The sequence below is a fragment of the Acinetobacter sp. CY73 genome (genome assembly GCF_059515865.1).
The window spans coordinates 181,543-198,202 of the sequence record NZ_JCAKMZ010000001.1; the positions used below are offsets into that span (position 1 = coordinate 181,543).

Annotated in this window: 11 protein-coding genes; 7 read left to right on the forward strand and 4 right to left on the reverse strand. The window is 40.1% G+C overall.

Going from position 1 to position 16,660, the window contains the following annotated elements:
* Positions 1-15 precede the first annotated feature (15 nt).
* Positions 16-960 (forward strand): DUF6160 family protein, encoded by a 945-nt coding sequence (locus AC5YD2_RS00880; protein ID WP_496124507.1) that lies wholly within the window; start codon positions 16-18, stop codon positions 958-960.
* Between the two features lie 96 nt (positions 961-1,056).
* Here the strand turns inward: AC5YD2_RS00880 and AC5YD2_RS00885 are convergent, their stop codons facing one another.
* From AC5YD2_RS00885 to AC5YD2_RS00900, 4 genes are all read right to left on the reverse strand, one after another.
* Positions 1,057-2,775 carry a proline--tRNA ligase gene (locus AC5YD2_RS00885; protein ID WP_496124508.1) on the reverse strand — a complete coding sequence of 573 codons (1,719 nt, stop codon included), beginning with the start codon at positions 2,773-2,775 and terminating at the stop codon, positions 1,057-1,059.
* A 94-nt stretch (positions 2,776-2,869) separates the two neighbouring features.
* On the reverse strand, positions 2,870-5,974 hold the full coding sequence (locus AC5YD2_RS00890; RefSeq protein WP_496124509.1) for an efflux RND transporter permease subunit: 3,105 nt from the start codon (positions 5,972-5,974) through the stop codon (positions 2,870-2,872).
* 15 nt (positions 5,975-5,989) lie between these two features.
* Complete coding sequence (locus tag AC5YD2_RS00895; protein ID WP_496124510.1) at positions 5,990-7,111, reverse strand: efflux RND transporter periplasmic adaptor subunit; 1,122 nt, start codon at positions 7,109-7,111, stop codon at positions 5,990-5,992.
* 30 nt (positions 7,112-7,141) lie between these two features.
* Positions 7,142-7,777: a hypothetical protein gene (locus AC5YD2_RS00900; RefSeq protein WP_496124511.1), complete on the reverse strand. Its 636-nt coding sequence runs from the start codon at positions 7,775-7,777 to the stop codon at positions 7,142-7,144.
* A gap of 272 nt (positions 7,778-8,049) precedes the next feature.
* On the opposite strand from AC5YD2_RS00900, the gene pilG reads away from it, so the two are divergent.
* From pilG to AC5YD2_RS00930, 6 genes are all read left to right on the forward strand, one after another.
* Positions 8,050-8,433, forward strand: a complete 384-nt coding sequence (gene pilG, locus AC5YD2_RS00905) for a twitching motility response regulator PilG (protein ID WP_496124512.1) — start codon at positions 8,050-8,052, stop codon at positions 8,431-8,433.
* Between the two features lie 29 nt (positions 8,434-8,462).
* Positions 8,463-8,831 (forward strand): response regulator, encoded by a 369-nt coding sequence (locus tag AC5YD2_RS00910; protein WP_496124513.1) that lies wholly within the window; start codon positions 8,463-8,465, stop codon positions 8,829-8,831.
* 3 nt (positions 8,832-8,834) lie between these two features.
* The gene (locus tag AC5YD2_RS00915) at positions 8,835-9,371 is read left to right on the forward strand and encodes a chemotaxis protein CheW (protein ID WP_496124514.1); all 537 of its coding nucleotides are present in this window, start codon (positions 8,835-8,837) and stop codon (positions 9,369-9,371) included.
* Positions 9,372-9,415: 44 nt separating this feature from the next.
* A complete protein-coding gene (locus tag AC5YD2_RS00920) occupies positions 9,416-11,485 on the forward strand; it encodes a methyl-accepting chemotaxis protein (protein ID WP_496124515.1) in 2,070 nt (689 codons plus the stop codon).
* A 151-nt stretch (positions 11,486-11,636) separates the two neighbouring features.
* Entirely contained in the window at positions 11,637-16,157 is a 4,521-nt protein-coding gene (locus AC5YD2_RS00925; RefSeq protein ID WP_496124516.1) for a hybrid sensor histidine kinase/response regulator, read from the forward strand.
* Positions 16,157-16,609, forward strand: a complete 453-nt coding sequence (locus AC5YD2_RS00930) for a hypothetical protein (protein ID WP_496124517.1) — start codon at positions 16,157-16,159, stop codon at positions 16,607-16,609. The genes AC5YD2_RS00925 and AC5YD2_RS00930 overlap by 1 nt, the downstream gene beginning before the upstream one ends.
* Positions 16,610-16,660: the final 51 nt, after the last annotated feature.

A 16,660-nucleotide genomic window follows, 5' to 3' on the forward strand; every position in this document is an offset into this window, starting at 1 on the left:
ATAGGGATATTTACAATGAATAAAAATAAAATATATGTCCTGACGATGTTGATGATGCCATTAACGCAAGTTATGGCACTAGAAGCTTTGGATGATCAAACATTGTCGACAACAACAGGCCAAGATGGAATCAACGTTGGGATTACGCTCCCGCAAGTTGATATCGGTCAAATCGCATTGATTGACAAAGATGGCATTGGATCGAAAATTTTAAATCAAGATTATAATCAAGCGGCCTCTTTGACTTTGGCAGGAACAGCAAATACTCCGATGTCGATTAATTTTCTAGGGGCAAATAATTCATCTACACTCAATGCGATAGTGGATACGGATGCTGGAAATGGAAAAGCATTCGCCAATATTGGTTTGGGCTTTGGAAGTCAAATCACAGGGTTGAGAATGAGTCCTTTTGCTGTGTATCTTGCAAATACCAATGCGACGACAGGTTTAGGAAAATCTAAGGATGTCTTCACAACTGCGGGCGTGCTTAATGGCGGTGTTTCAAAATTTGTAGAAATCGGTAGTGCATCAAACAATTTTGAAATTAATTTTGTGCAAGGCAACTCACCCAGTGTAAATATTCAATTGGGCAATGTGCCACAAAGCCAAATGATTAAATTCAGTGGAGCAATTCAGTCGATATGTGGTACGGACTCTGGCTGTCCAATCGCAGTGATTTCTGGTGATACATCGGCGAAGTTTGATTTTCAAGTGAAAGGAAATACGGCGACTGGAATCAATTTAAATGGTTTTTATGCAGGTGTAGAGCCTACTGGTTTTGTTTTTGGCAACACGGGCACTTCCTCTAAAATGGACGTGGCACTCAATAATGTGATGCTGGGAAATGATGCTGCAATTTCACCTACCATCTTTAATGGTTTACCTAATGGTTCAATGGGAAGTTTTGGAGCAATTGGTGCGAGTGTTAAAGACCTGAAAGTCAGTATTCGCGGGCTTTAATATTATTTTTAGCAGATATAGAAATAAGATATAGACAGATAAAAAATCCCGCACTTGGCGGGATTTTTTTAAGTTAGAGGTTTAGGGTGCAAATGTTTATTCTGCAATTTTCGCTAAAACTTCTTCTTTACTGATATTTACAGATTCAGCATCAGTACGACCTTTATATTCAAAAGTCCCTGCATCCAAACCTTTTTCACCAATCACAATACGATGTGGAATACCGTTAATTTCTAGATCAGAGAACTTAACACCAGGACGTTCATCACGATCGTCCAACAATACATCATATCCTGCCGCTTGAAGTTCAGCATAGAGAGACTCTGCTGCTTCTAAAGTACGAGGTGATTTGTGAGCATTCATTGGCACGATCGCCACTTGGAATGGAGCAATCGCAGCAGGCCAGATAATCCCTTTGTCATCGTAGTTTTGTTCAATCGCAGACGCAACAACACGAGTGATACCGATACCGTAGCAACCCATGGTGACTGTAAATGGTTTGCCATCTTTACCTAAAACTTTGCAACCTAAAGCTTCTGAGTATTTTTGACCCAATTGGAAAATATGACCCACTTCAATACCGCGTTTGATTTGTAATACGCCTTGACCATCTGGAGATGGATCGCCTTCAACCACATTACGAAGGTCATAGACTTCAGTAAATTGAGCATCACGTTCCCAGTTTACGCCAGTGGCATGTTTATCCACTTCGTTCGCTCCAGCAACAAAGTCAGACAATACAGAGGCAGCGCGATCCACAATCACAGTTAAGCCTTTTTCAACTAGGCCTTGAGGACCGATAAATCCTACAGTTAAGCCTAGTTCAGCGATTTGATCTTCAGTCGCGAAAGTCAATGGTGATGCAATTTGAGGATGCTTCTCAGCTTTGATTTCATTCAGCTCATGATCACCACGAAGGAATAATGCAACCACTGGTGCTTTTTGACCTTCTTGTTGAGCAACACCTTGAACGAGTAAGGCTTTCACTGAATCTTTTGCTTCAGTGTTTAAGAAAGCAGAAACATCAGCAATGGTTTTTTGATTTGGTGTTTCAACAATTTTTAATTCTTGAGTCGGTGCAGCACGTTCACCCACCAAAATAGCTTCCGCCATTTCAATGTTGGCAGCGTAATCAGATTCAGTAGAGAAGGCGATATCATCTTCACCGCTTGAAGCCAATACATGAAATTCATGCGAACCTGAACCACCGATTGAACCTGTATCTGCTTGAACTGGACGGAAATCTAAACCCAAACGTGTGAAGATCCGACAGTATGCTTCATACATTACATCATAAGTTTCTTGTAAAGACGCTTGATCAACATGGAAAGAATAGGCATCTTTCATGATGAATTCACGTGAACGCATGACACCAAAACGTGGACGAACTTCATCACGGAATTTGGTTTGAACTTGATAGAAGTTGGCAGGCAATTGCTTGTAACTTTTCAGTTCGTTACGCGCCATATCCGTAATAACTTCTTCATGCGTAGGACCGAGTACGAAAGGATTGTTATGACGATCCTTAAAACGTAGCAATTCAGCACCATACTCCACATAACGACCAGATTCTTCCCAAAGCGAAGCAGGTTGAGTCACAGGCATCAACACTTGTAATGAGCCTGCACGATCCATTTCTTCACGTACGATCGCTTCCACTTTATTTAACACACGTACACCCATCGGCAACCAAGTGTATAAACCTGAAGCCAATTTACGGATCATACCCGCACGAAGCATCAGCTGATGTGAAATAACTTCAGCATCACTTGGGGTTTCTCTTAACGTAGCAAATAAAAAGCGACTCGCGCGCATGGAAACTGTCCTAATAATTAGCGTTAAAGCATAAGATTATATGATAAAAAATGAGGTGCACATTCAAAATGACACCTCATTACAACTGGCAATATTATGACACGATTTTTCGCATTTGACGCATCATAAAGTTTTTAAAGTCATCCAAGTAGGTAAAGATCACAGGGACAACCACTAATGTCAGGAGGGTCGAGGTAATGACCCCACCGATCACGGCATGTGCCATAGGTGCACTTTGTTCACCACCTTCACCTAAACCGAGTGCCAAAGGTACCATACCCATAACCATCGCACTGGTGGTCATCAGGATCGGGCGAAGACGTGTCGTACCCGCTGCAATAATAGCATCATAACGACTCTCACCACGATCCATCGCCTTTTTAATAAAGTCAATCAGCAGAATGGCATTTTTGGTGACCAATCCCATGAGCATAATAATCCCGATGATCGAAAATAAGTTCATGGTGGAATTAAACACGAATAAGGCTAAGAAAACTCCGACCAGTGATAGGGGTAAGGAGGCCATAATCGCAGCAGGATGAATGAAGCTATTGAACTGGGAACCTAAAACAATATAAATAAATACGATGGATAGCGTGATTGCAGTCATTGCATAGCCTGCAGATTCTGCCATATCCGCATTTGAACCCTGCGTATCGAAACTATATCCAGCAGGCATTTCGAATTGATCTTGGATTGCACTAATATCACGACCAATATCACCCGCAGGACGACCTGAAGTATTTGCCTCGACCAAAACTTCACGTGCCAAATCACGACGGTTGATTTGTGAGGCACCATAGCTTTCTTCAAGTGAGGAAACAGTTGAGAGGGGAATCAAAATCGGTTGATTATTCTCATCCATCTTTTGCGAAGTTAGATATAGATTCTGAATGTCGCTTGGCAGCGTTCTTTTATCTTCTGATAAACGTAAATTCACGTCGTAGTTCTCGCCTTTGTCGTCTTTCCATGTGGTTGCATCATCACCTGCAAGGAGTGGGCGAATCACATTGGCAATTTGACCGACCGATAATCCAAGGTCATTGGCAAGTAAACGATTAACATGAACTTCAAGTGTAGGTTTTGGCTCTTTCAATGAGCTTTCGAGATCGACAACGCCCTCGACTTTTTCCATTTCAGCCATAAAGCGATCTGAAATTTTCTGTAACTCATCTAGATCAGGGCCTTTGATTGAAATCATCACAGGTTTTTGACCACCTGAAACGGTTTCATCGGCTGAAGCAACAGAGGTGACGGTAATCCCAGCCACACTTTTTAAGCGATCGCGGAGTTGATTGTTGAGTTCAGAAAGGGTTTCTGTTCGCTCTTGTCGAGGCGTAACAGAGACACGAATACTGACGTGATTTTTACCGCGGTCTGTCACGCCGTTAATCACACCATAAGTTGAACGAACTTGAGGATGCTGACGAATAATTTGATCGACTTGTTTTAACTTGGCTTGAGAGTATTCAAGAGAAGCATCGACAGGCGTTTCAAATTTGACTCGAATTTCACCCTTATCAGGAACAGGCACGAACTCTGTACCAATCAACTTTGATAAACCTAAAGCAGCAAATAGTGATGCAAATGCGATGACCAATGTAATCACACGGAAACGAAGTGCGAGTTTGAGCAACTTTTCATAGACATGGGTAAGTTGATCCAGTTTGCCTGAGATCCACAAGAAAAATCGTTTTACACGGCCAGGTTGCTTGTTTGGATTTTTCTTTTCTGCCCAATGTGCGGACAGCATTGGATCAAGGGTAAAACTGACAAACATCGAAATCAGGACAGCAGTACTGACGGTCACCCCAAACTGATAGAAGAAACGACCGATAATCCCACCCATGAATGCTACAGGAAGGAAAACTGCAACAATGGTTAAAGTGGTTGCAAGGACGGCTAAACCAATTTCTTTGGTACCATCCAATGCTGCAGTAACATGATCTTTACCCATATCTGCATGACGAACAATATTTTCTCGAACCACAATGGCATCATCAATTAACAGACCGATACTCAACGATAAAGCCAGTAAAGTCATCATGTTAATGGTGAAACCAAACATCCAAATAAAGGTCAGTGTACCGAGTAATGCAATCGGTAAGGTTAAACCTGTAATGGCAGTTGAACGGAATGATCCTAAAAAGAGTAGGACAATGAGAACTGCTAAAATGCCGCCTTCGACAATGGTTCGAGCGACGTCTTTGATACTTGCACGAATACCTTTGGAGGTGTCTACAACGACTTTGAGTGTTGTACCTTTAGGTAACTGTTGTTCAATTTTATTGAGCGTTTTATAACTGGCATCGACAACATCAATCACATTTGAATCTGAACTACGTAAGATATCCATTGCGATGGCCGTTTTACCATTCAGAAATGCACTGGACTCCAACTCGGCTTGGCCGTCTTGAATGTTGGCAACTTGTCTGAGATAAATAGGCGAGCCATTTTTAGTTGCAACAATCAACTCACCAAAAGATTGAGGCTGGATCACCCTAGATTTAATTTCAACAACAAGTTCGGAATTGCCTTGTTTTAGCGTTCCACCAGGAACTTCAATATTTTCACCTTTTAAGGTGTTAATGACTTGGTCGATCCCGATCCCAAAACTTTGTAATTTATAAGGATCAACTTCGATTCTAATCTGCCGTTGTGCATCACCGAGCAAATTGACGGTACCTACACCTGTTACGGTTCTGAGTTGAGGAACAATCCGTTGGTCAAGATAAGAACTGAGCTCGCGTAGAGACATCTGATCGGATTCGAAAACCACAGACATGACCGCACTAGCAGTTGGGTCGTAACGTTCCACAATGGGATCTTCAATTTCATCTCGAAATTGAGCGGTCACAGGCGCAATCTTATCTCGAACATCTTGGGCAGCAACGGTTGAAGGCACATCCAAATTAAACTCAGCAATGATGGTAGATAAACCTTCACTTGACTGGGAAATAACTTGCTTTAACCCTGAGATGGTATTGATTTGATCTTCCATCTTCTTGGTGATGTCAGATTCAACGGTTTCAGGTGACGCACCTGGATAGTTGGTATAAATCACGACAAAAGGGAAGTCGACATCTGGAAACTCTTCTACGCCCATACGTTGCCAAGAGGCGAGACCAAGCACCATTAGACAGAACATCATCATAATCGTGAAAACAGGATATTTAACACTGATCCGAGTGAGCCACATAGCAATGCTCCTGTTTTACTTAGCTGAGATCAAGACAGATTTGTCGATATCATCTGCACTAAATTTAACTTTGCTGATGAGGTCAGTTGCTTCTAAGCCTTGAACAATCGAGAGGTTTTGATTGGGTCGTTGTTCTAAAATTTTAATCGGCACTTGTTTTAATTTTTGTTGTCGAACCACCCAAACGAAAGGTTTGTTTTGTAAGTCATGAATGGTGTCGAGCGGTATTTTTTGACCTTGAATACTATTATTTCCCAATATAGAACCCTCTACAAAAGCACCAATGCTTAAAGAGTTAATCATTTGATTGGGTTGAGCAAAGAACTCAATCTGACGGCTGACCTGATCTGCAATCGGGCTAATACGTGTCAAAGTCGCAGTCAACTTTTGTGGATTACCTTGCAAGTTATATTCAATTTGATTGCCAACTTTTAAGGCACTTTGCTGATCAGCCGAGACTTTGGCTTGAATCTCAAGTTGAGAGGTGTCGACTATTTCAAGCAGTGTTTGCCCTACAGAAACGGTTTGACCCGGTTCTACACTACGTTTGGTAATCGTGCCTGAGATTGGGCTTTTAAGTATGCCATCCTGATTCGCTTTAACGGATATATCGACATTGGCTTGTTGTGCTTTAACGGTTTCAAGCTGTGCTTTGTAGTCTACTTGGCTTTGTTCATATTCAACTTTAGAAATAAACCCTTGGTCATATAAGCGTTTTTTGCGTTGTACCATATTTAAAGCTTGTTGAGCTTGAGCTTGGGCAGAAGCAAGATTGGCTTTAGATTGTGCTAAACGAGATGCATTGTCTTGATTATTAAGTTCAACTAAAGTTTGCCCGCGACTGACTTGTTGACCGACTTGGACATTCACAGCAGTAGCGGTTGCCATCACTTGAGATTGGATGGAGCTTTGATTGACGGCTTTGATCGTTCCTGAAAATGCAGTTCGCTGGGTAGAACTTCCTTGTTCAACTTGAATAACATCTTGTTGAATCAGTTCTATTTTGGTTTGGGTTTCTTGCTTTTGGATCGGTTTTTCTTCGGATTTTTGGCATGCAGCAAGGACCAAACTTAGGCACAATACTGAGATTTTGAGTACAGCTCGTGTCTGTGGATCTTTATGCAGTGTGGGTTTCATTTGTGGTCCTTATTTCCATATAAAGCCTTTTTATTCAAGGGCTTTTAAGCGATTTATAATTGTGGCGTATTGGGTCTGCGTATTTCGATAGTCTGTTTGTAAAGATTCAATATTTTTTTTGATATTGGTAATGTTCTGCATGTTGTACTTCAAACGATCTTTTAAATCATTGGGAACTGCTTGTCCTTTGCGAAAATGCTCCATTTCTTGACGCTTGAACATAATACGATCTTTTTGAATTTGCTTTAGCTGACGCTGTTGCAATTCAATTTGTTTGTTGTAGTTTCTCAGCAACTCATCGCGTTTCATCGCTGCAGTTTTACTGGTCCCATATGCTCTTTTTAATTTCATATCGTGTTCGCGTTGACGTGCTTGTTGCTCGCGAACACGAGATTGATTTTGATCGGCCTCTGCATTGTAACTTTTGTTTCTTTTGATCACCTGCATATTGGCATCGAGCGCTTCATAACCATTACGAATATGCGCAGGGGTTACAGTGCTACTAATGTTGGCAGTACCATTCTTGTCATAGTAACGATACCAGACTGCTTTGCTCGCAAAACATTCAGCCGCTATAAAAATGGACAAAACGGAAGAAAGCACATAAACTTGCTTCGAAGGAGAAAGGAATGAAGATGTAGCAAAATAATTCAAAAATTTGGACATTTATTCCCCACAAAAAGAAAAAGAGTTTTTTATTTTAGCTTTTAACCCAAGCATTTTAGGGTGTTAGTTTAAATTTATAAATATATAACTCGAAAATATTACATAAATTGTATGAACGGGTTATCTCTTTTATTTTCCTTTATGACACATTAACGCTAGACAGAGAAAAGCTCATTGAAAAAGATAGTGAAAATATGTTAAAAAATGACAATTATTGTAAAAATAAATTAGTTCAGCTCTGCTTAATTCAGCTTACTGGGAAGGGTCGTTAAATGGACGAAAAACTTCAAAATCTTAAAGTCATGGTAATTGATGATTCAAAAACCATTCGTCGTACAGCTGAAACATTGTTACAACGCGAGGGGTTTAACGTTGTAACTGCGGTCGACGGCTTTGAAGCACTTTCAAAAATCGCAGAAGCAAATCCTGATATCGTATTCGTGGATATTATGATGCCACGTTTAGATGGCTATCAAACTTGTGCATTGATTAAAAACTCGCAAAATTACCAAAACATTCCGGTCATTATGTTGTCAAGTAAAGACGGATTATTCGATCAAGCGAAAGGACGAGTTGTAGGTTCTGATGAATACTTAACCAAACCTTTTAGTAAAGACGAATTGCTAAATGCTATACGTAATCATGTAACTGCATAAAAGACGACATTGCTTTATTGGGGAAAAAAATGGCGCGTATTCTTGTTGTTGATGATTCACCAACTGAAATGTTTCGATTTAAAGAAATATTGAATAAAAACGGATTTGATGTGATTGAAGCATCAAATGGGGCAGATGGCGTTACGCTTGCTCAAGCCGAATTACCAGATCTCGTCCTGATGGATATTGTGATGCCTGGTGTAAACGGTTTTCAAGCGACACGTCAAATTGCTCGAGGTGTAACGACTAAACACATACCGATCGTGATCGTGAGTACTAAAGATCAGGATACAGACCGTGTTTGGGGAAAAAGGCAAGGTGCGTGTGACTACCTAACTAAGCCAATCGATGAAAGTCAATTGATTAGTGTGATAAAACGATATCTCACTGTGGGATAAAATATGGCAGCAAATGGATTTATCGAATTGCTTCGATTGTCCAAGCGTGGCAATAAAAACTACGCAGGCAATGATAAAGAAGTAAACCGATGGTCAGGCATTGCATTTGAAATGTTGGGGCAATATTTTGTTGCTCCATTAGGTGAAGTATCTGAAGTGATTTATCCCCCTGATTGTACGCCGGTTCCAATGGCGAAAGGGTGGGTAAAAGGTTTGGCAAACATTCGTGGTCGTTTGCTATCTGTTTCTGATTTGGCAAATTATCTTTCAGATCAAAAAACTCAGTTCGTACCGACTCAAAAAGTTTTATGCATTAGCCATAATGATCATTATGTTGGTTTGATTGTTGATCAAGTTTTGGGGATACAACATTTTAATAAAAAAAGCTTTTTTTCAGAAAATAAACAAATAGACGAAAAGCTTAAGCCGTACTGTCAGGGATATTTCCAGCAACATAATCAAGCTTGGAATATTTTTATGTTCAGTCGGTTATTAAATGATCCGCAATTCATGAACGCATCAGAAAAATTTATAAACTAGTTTTGACGTAGGCTTTAATCAGTCACGTAATGGGGAGAAGCTGGATGGGCTTTAAACTGAACAAGAAAAATGCAAGTGAGAATACTCACCAAAGTAATTCAGTATTTGTGACTAAACTGAAAGCGAAAGCCGACCAATTTTCTAAATTGTTTGGCGATACTGAACAAACAAGATCTTATTTACAACTAGGTCTAATCAGTTTGTTGGTTTCAGTTTTGATCTTACTGTATCTATTCTACAGTGTACCTCGTAATAACGATTTAACACGTAGTGTAGGTGAGTTGCGTTTATTATCGCAAACAATGTCTCGCCAAGCATCGGAAGCTATGTCTTCAGGTACAAAAGAGTCCATTCAAGCTTTAACGAATTCACAAAAGGAATTTGCAACCAACCTTGAAACTGTTCAAAGCATTCACTCAAATAATGATGATTTAGCTAAAGTTGAACAGATTTGGGGTAATGTAAATAAAGATATTAATCTGATCACATCTCAACAAAAAATCATTAATCAGTTATATGACACCAACCTTGCAATCAAAGAAACGATTCCAGGCATACAGGCTGAATATAACTTAATGGTCGATCAAATGGCGCGTAATAATGTGCCAAGTAGCCAAGTGATTATTGGTAAAAACCAAGTCTTTATTGCGGAACGTATCTTACGTTCGATTGGTTCAGTATTGGGTGGTACAGACAGTGCAAGTGGTTCTGCAGATGACTTTAACTCAGATATTGAAACTTTCGGTTCTTATGTTAATGCACAATTAAATGGTAATGCTGAACTTGGTGTTGCACGAGTAGATAACGAAGAAGCACGAGAGTCATTAAAAAGTATCAAAAGTGATTACGATACGATTATTAAGTCGGGTTCAGCCTCTGTATTATCTAACTCAGAACAAATTGTAAAAGTTCGTCAAGCTGTTGCTAATATTTCAGCTCAGTCTGATCCTCTTCTTGAGAGCTTAGATAAGCTTAAAGTTAATTCTGGTTTAAAAACGATTTTACCAGGTTTTTTGCTGCTGATTGCTTTGATCGCTTTCTTATACAGCGTATTCAAATTATTGGTTCTTCGTAGTCAGTCAGATCAACTTCGTGTAATGCGTTTACAGGACGAGTATGACCGTAACCAGAATGCGATTTTACGTTTACTGGACGAGATTGCCGATTTGGCGGATGGTGACTTGAGTTCGTATGCAACAGTATCTGAAGACTTTACCGGTGCAATTGCCGATTCGATTAACTTCGCGATTGACCAATTACGTGACCTTGTATCGCGTATTAATGAAACATCGCAAGAAGTTGCACAATATACCCAAGACACGCAGCAGATTACGCATCAGTTAGCTGAAGCATCTGAGCATCAGGCGCAAGAAATTGCAGGTGCATCTACAGCGATTAACGAAATTGCACAATCTATTGATTTGGTCTCTGCTAACGCAGAAGAATCTGCTGAAGTAGCACAGCGTTCTGTACAAATTGCATCCAATGGTGCTGAAGTTGTAAACCGTTCGATCCAGGGTATGGATACGATTCGTGAGCAGATTCAAGAAACCTCGAAACGTATTAAGCGTCTTGGTGAATCTTCTCAAGAGATTGGTAACATCGTATCGTTAATTAACGATATTGCCGATCAAACGAACATCTTGGCATTAAACGCTGCGATTCAAGCGTCGATGGCAGGTGAAGCGGGTCGTGGTTTCGCCGTGGTTGCAGATGAAGTACAACGTCTTGCGGAACGTTCGGCTTCTGCGACTAAACAGATTGAAACTTTGGTTAAGACGATTCAAACAGATACCAATGAAGCCGTCATTTCAATGGAACAAACGACGTCGGAAGTTGTACGTGGTGCGAATCTTGCGAAGAATGCGGGTGTAGCTTTGGATGAGATTCAAACTGTATCAAATACCTTAGAAAAACTGATTGCTAACATTTCTGAAACGTCAAAACTTCAGTCTGCGTCTGCGGGTCATATTGCGAACACGATGAATGTTGTTCAAGAAATTACCTCGCAAACGACAACAGCGACTTTCGATACAGCTCGCTCAGTGTCTGAGTTGGCAAATATGGCTGACTCTCTACGTGAATCTGTAACGAACTTTAAGTTACCTGATTAATCGTTAGATATTCTTTGGGGAGTAGCCCTCATCATGAGGTGGGGGCTACAGAGTTATAGATAATCTTTGATTCAATGCGTTGTTCGCATTGAATATATAAGTTAATAGGTTCTACTCTCTGGATTAGAGACTAAGCATAGAAGCCTGAGCTATGAAAGAAATATTAAAACATTTAGTCGATTCGACTGTTTTGCCTGAAGATGAATATCTTGATCAGGATGCTGAAATTTTAGAAATTTTTGTCGAAGAATTGGAAGAAATTTTTGAAACTTTAAAGCCATTGCTGAATCAGTGGGTAGCAAAGCCAAGTCAGGATGAAGTATTGGTTACGATTCGACGTAATTTTCATACTTTAAAAGGTTCTGGCCGTATGGTTGGGGCTAAATATTCAGGCGAATTGGCTTGGACGGTTGAAGATACACTCAATCGCGTCATCGCGAATAATGTAGAGTTATCAGAGAATGTACTTCAGTATGTGATGACTGTATTTAATCTATACCAGTATAAACTTTATCCAGATTTCAAAAATAGACGTGAACATACTTTAGATTTACGACCATTGGTGCTTATAGGTCAACAATTACAACAAAATTTGAGCCTTGAACCAGCATTAGAAGAATTATTAGGTTTAGCAATAAGTTTGAATCACGAAGATTCGATCACTGGTTTAGAAAAAGGTCTTGATCATGAAGATTCAAGTGCATCTGAATTGATCCATGGCGAAGATTCATTTGAATTCAATTTTGATGCTAACAGTGTAGAAAGTGCTGTGACGCTTCAAGAAAATGTTGCAAGTGAAGCTCTGATCTTTGAGCAAGCTCAACTCACTGAAACCATGTCAATCTTCCTTGAAGAATCTGAAGAGCATGTCAAAACCATTGAATCATTTTTGAAATTGGACCAGCATTCTGCTGATCAATATAATCAATTGATTCGAGCGCTACATACCTTGCGTGGTAGTTCTTCAATGGCGCAGGTGAACGATATCTTTGAGTCAAGTAGCAAGCTTGAAGAAGTCTTTAAATCTTTGGTTAAAAGTGATACTGAAACCTCTACAAATGAGAGTGTTTTACTGTCGACTTATGTTGAATATATTCAAGATTATTTATATCTGATTCGCATCAACACCAATGAATCTGAGCGATTTGTTCAGGTTCAGCAGAAATTTGATCAAGCGTGGGATTTATATGACTTCCAAGCGAGTCATGTAGAGCAGTTAGCATCAGGTCCGGATATGTTGACTCACTTAATGAGTCTAAATATTGATGTATTATTGGATACTGAACTTGATTTCGATCAACGTGCTCAAAATGAATATCCAGCATATTTCCAAGAATTAAGTCAACAAGCACAGCAAATTATTGAACATACGAATAACCGTGCCGCGCTTGGGATTCACCAATATGGTATGGCGTTAAAGTCCAGCTATGATTCAGTGCTTCGTAATCAGAATCTACTGAATACCAATTATATCTTCGAATTATTTGGTCGGGCGCATCAAGAGTTTATTCATTTATTCGATACTTTGGCATCAGGTCAAAGGGTTGGTTTAAGTGACAATGCAAAACAAACCATTGATGAGTTGAGTACTTACTTACAACAAGATATGGATTTTGTTGAACCAGTTAACTCTCCATCTGATGTAGCTCAGAGTTCAACATCTCAATTTGATATTCTCGATTTGTCTTTTGTAACCACTCAATTGGTTGCTGATAAACAAGATATTGATTCTGAAGAGGCCGTTCGTGCATTTGATAACGATGTATTAGATATCTTTATCGAAGAAGCGGATGAAATTCTAGTTTCGATTGATGAAGATCTAAATACGTGGTCTGAACATTTAAATGATACGACTGCATTAAATAATTTAATGCGCCATTTGCATACCCTGAAAGGTGGTGCAAATATGGTTCAAGCTGAACATATTGGGTTGATCGCACATGAATTAGAAACAATTTATGAGCGTATTATCAATGATCAATTGGAAACCACAGAACCATTGGTCGCAGCTATTCGTTTAGTGCAAGATGATATTGCAGATCGCATGCAAACTCTTCGTGAAGAGCGAACAGATTACCCTGCGAATTACACCATTGCGCTACTTCAAAATATCGTACAACGTCAGCCTGATTATGTGGGTATGCCGTCTTCTGTTGAAGTGCCTGAACCTAACTTGCATTCAGAATTGTTGCCAGAAGATCATTCAGTTGCTGTTGATGAAAAGCATTTGGCTCAGCCTGATCTTACCCCAGCATCGGAATCATTTGAATTTACAACTGAAACTGAATCTAAAGAAGTTACAAACTCATTGGTTGAAGAAGTTCCAAAGGGTTCTGTCGAGGGTATTGCACAAGAAGTCTTTGCTGAAGAGGCAGAGGAGCTGATTGAAGAAGCTAAAGCACTCTTACCTCAATGGGCTGATCAACGTAGTAATCGTAGTTTATTACTTCAATTACAACGTATTGCACACAGCTTAAAAGGTGGTGCAAAAATGGTTCAAATGGAGCAAGTCGCAGATATTGCTTACGAGCTTGAAACAGCATTTGAACAATTCGCACTGCATAACTTTAATTCAAATGCATACGATTCATTATTGGAATCAGCGTTTAACTGGATTAAAGGTGCTGTACTCGAAGAAAACTTCCAATATTTCACTTCGCTCAAGACCAGTCTTGAAAATATTCAGTACACGGATGTCTCAGCACAATTACCTGAGAAGCTGACGCGTGCAGAATTATTAGAAGACCAGTATACGGTTGAGATTGTGCAGGGCGATGGTACCGAACCACCTTCAATGATGGGTGAGTTAGGTATGGATTCGAATGCTGAACAAAATGATGAGATGATTCGTATCTCTGCTGATTTGATTGAGAAAATGATCGATCTTTCGGGTGAAAATGCGATTAACCGTTCACGTATTGAGATGGATCTGAGTCAATTAGGCAACACATTGAGTGATATGGAGCTTGCCATTCAACGTTTGGCAGACCAATTACGTCGAATGGATGGTGAGCTTGAATCTCAAATTATTGCGAAGCATGGCGATCTCGATGGGCGCTATGAAGATTTCGATCCATTAGAAATGGACCAATACTCTTCAATTAACCAATTATCGAAGTCGCTCGCCGAGTCAGCATCAGATTTGGTGGACTTTAAATCAACTTTGGTTGAAAAAATCAAAGATACAGAAGGTGTACTGTTACAACAGTCTCGTATTCAAGCTGAAATATCTGAAGGTTTGATGCGTGCACGTCTAGTCCCATTCTCGCGTTTATTGCCTCGTTTACAACGACTTGTTCGTCAAGTATCTACGACCTTAAACAAACCGACAGAGCTTTTGGTAAACAACACTGAAGGTGAGTTGGACCGTACGATTCTTGAGAAGTTGGTTTCTCCACTAGAACATATGTTACGTAATGCACTAGATCATGGTATTGAAACGACGACAGAGCGCTTAAATAGCAAAAAGCCTGCTCAAGGTAAGATTGAACTTGATATTAGTCGTCAAGGTACCGATATTCTCATCGAATTTAAAGATGATGGGCGTGGCATCGATGCAGCCAAAATTAGAACGAAGGCGATTGACTCAGGATTGATCAAAAAGGATCAAATACTTTCTGATCAAGATGTTATTCAATATATCTTCCATCCAGGTTTCTCTACTGCTGAAAAAGTAACGCAAATTTCAGGTCGTGGTGTTGGGTTGGATGTGGTGCAAAGTGGAATTAAATCACTCGGTGGTCAAGTCTCTGTTGCTTCTACATTAGGGCAAGGTTCGATATTTACGATTCGTGTTCCAACCACGGTCGCGGTCAGTGATGCATTGATGGTGAAAGTTGGGGATCAGCAATTTGCTGTACCGCTTGCCCAAATCGATCGTATCGTCCGTATCTCACCCGCTGCACTGGAAGAGTTCTTTAACAGCAATAAAGATCACTTCGACATCGATAATCAAAGCTACAAGCTTCGTTATCTAGCTGAATTTGTGGCACATCAACCCGTTCCAAAGCTTGCGGGGCTTGCACACTCATTACCTGTACTCCTGATTAAAGGTAATATGGGCAACACCATTGCATTGTTAGTCGATCAGTTGATTGGTTCTCGCTCTCAAATTGTCATGAAGCCAATTGGTGAGCAGTTCTCATCAGTGGCAGCAATATCTGGTGCTACGATTCTCGGTGATGGTCAAGTCTGTTTGATTCTTGATGGTCAGAGTATTGCACGTCAAGTATTGGCAAGTAGCCGAGAAGACGTCAAAATTGAACAACGTGTGCATACACGTCGTAATGATCAACGTCAATTGGTGATGATCGTCGATGACTCAGTCACGGTACGTAAGGTAACGTCACGATTACTTGAACGTCATGGTTATGATGTGATTACCGCTAAAGACGGTGTGGATGCGATTGAGCAGTTGGAAAATGTCAAACCTGACTTAATGTTGCTCGATATTGAAATGCCACGTATGGATGGTTTTGAAGTCACTAACTTGGTTCGCCATCACGAAATTCATCGTGACTTGCCAATTATTATGATTACTTCACGTACAGGTGAGAAACATCGTGAGCGTGCATTTAGCTTGGGTGTAAACGACTATATGGGTAAACCATTCCAAGAAGCCAATTTATTAGAAAATATTACCGCTGCTTTGCAGGCCAGTAGAGAAGCATAATGACTGAAAATTTAACGCTCAAATCGAATGACTATGCTAAGACTCAAGAGTTACAGTATCTAATTACGGTATCTACAGGATTTATTGATGCATACATCATTCAGTGTTTCGCAAAACCACCGATGTTGTTACCTCAAAATGTGGTTTTATCCGCACTAGATAGCAAAACACAAGTTAATCAAGTCGAATGGCACGATAAAAAATTGCCGGTCTTTCATGTTAATAACCCTGATCGACAGTCAGGTGTAGCACTTGTTATTGAAGGTGAAGAGATTGATCAGCGTTTTGCTTTGATGTGTCAAGAGATGCCGAAGTCTATTCGTATTCGTATTTCTGAAGTGGTTGATGATGATTTGATTATTCAAGATCAAAGTATTATGCAATATGTTCGCATTGGTACCGAGTTATTTCACGTGCCTGATTTAGCATATATTCAATCGCAGTTTTCATAACTGAAGCATCCAGCTAAAAATTAAGATAAAAAGGGATGCTCATGCATCCCT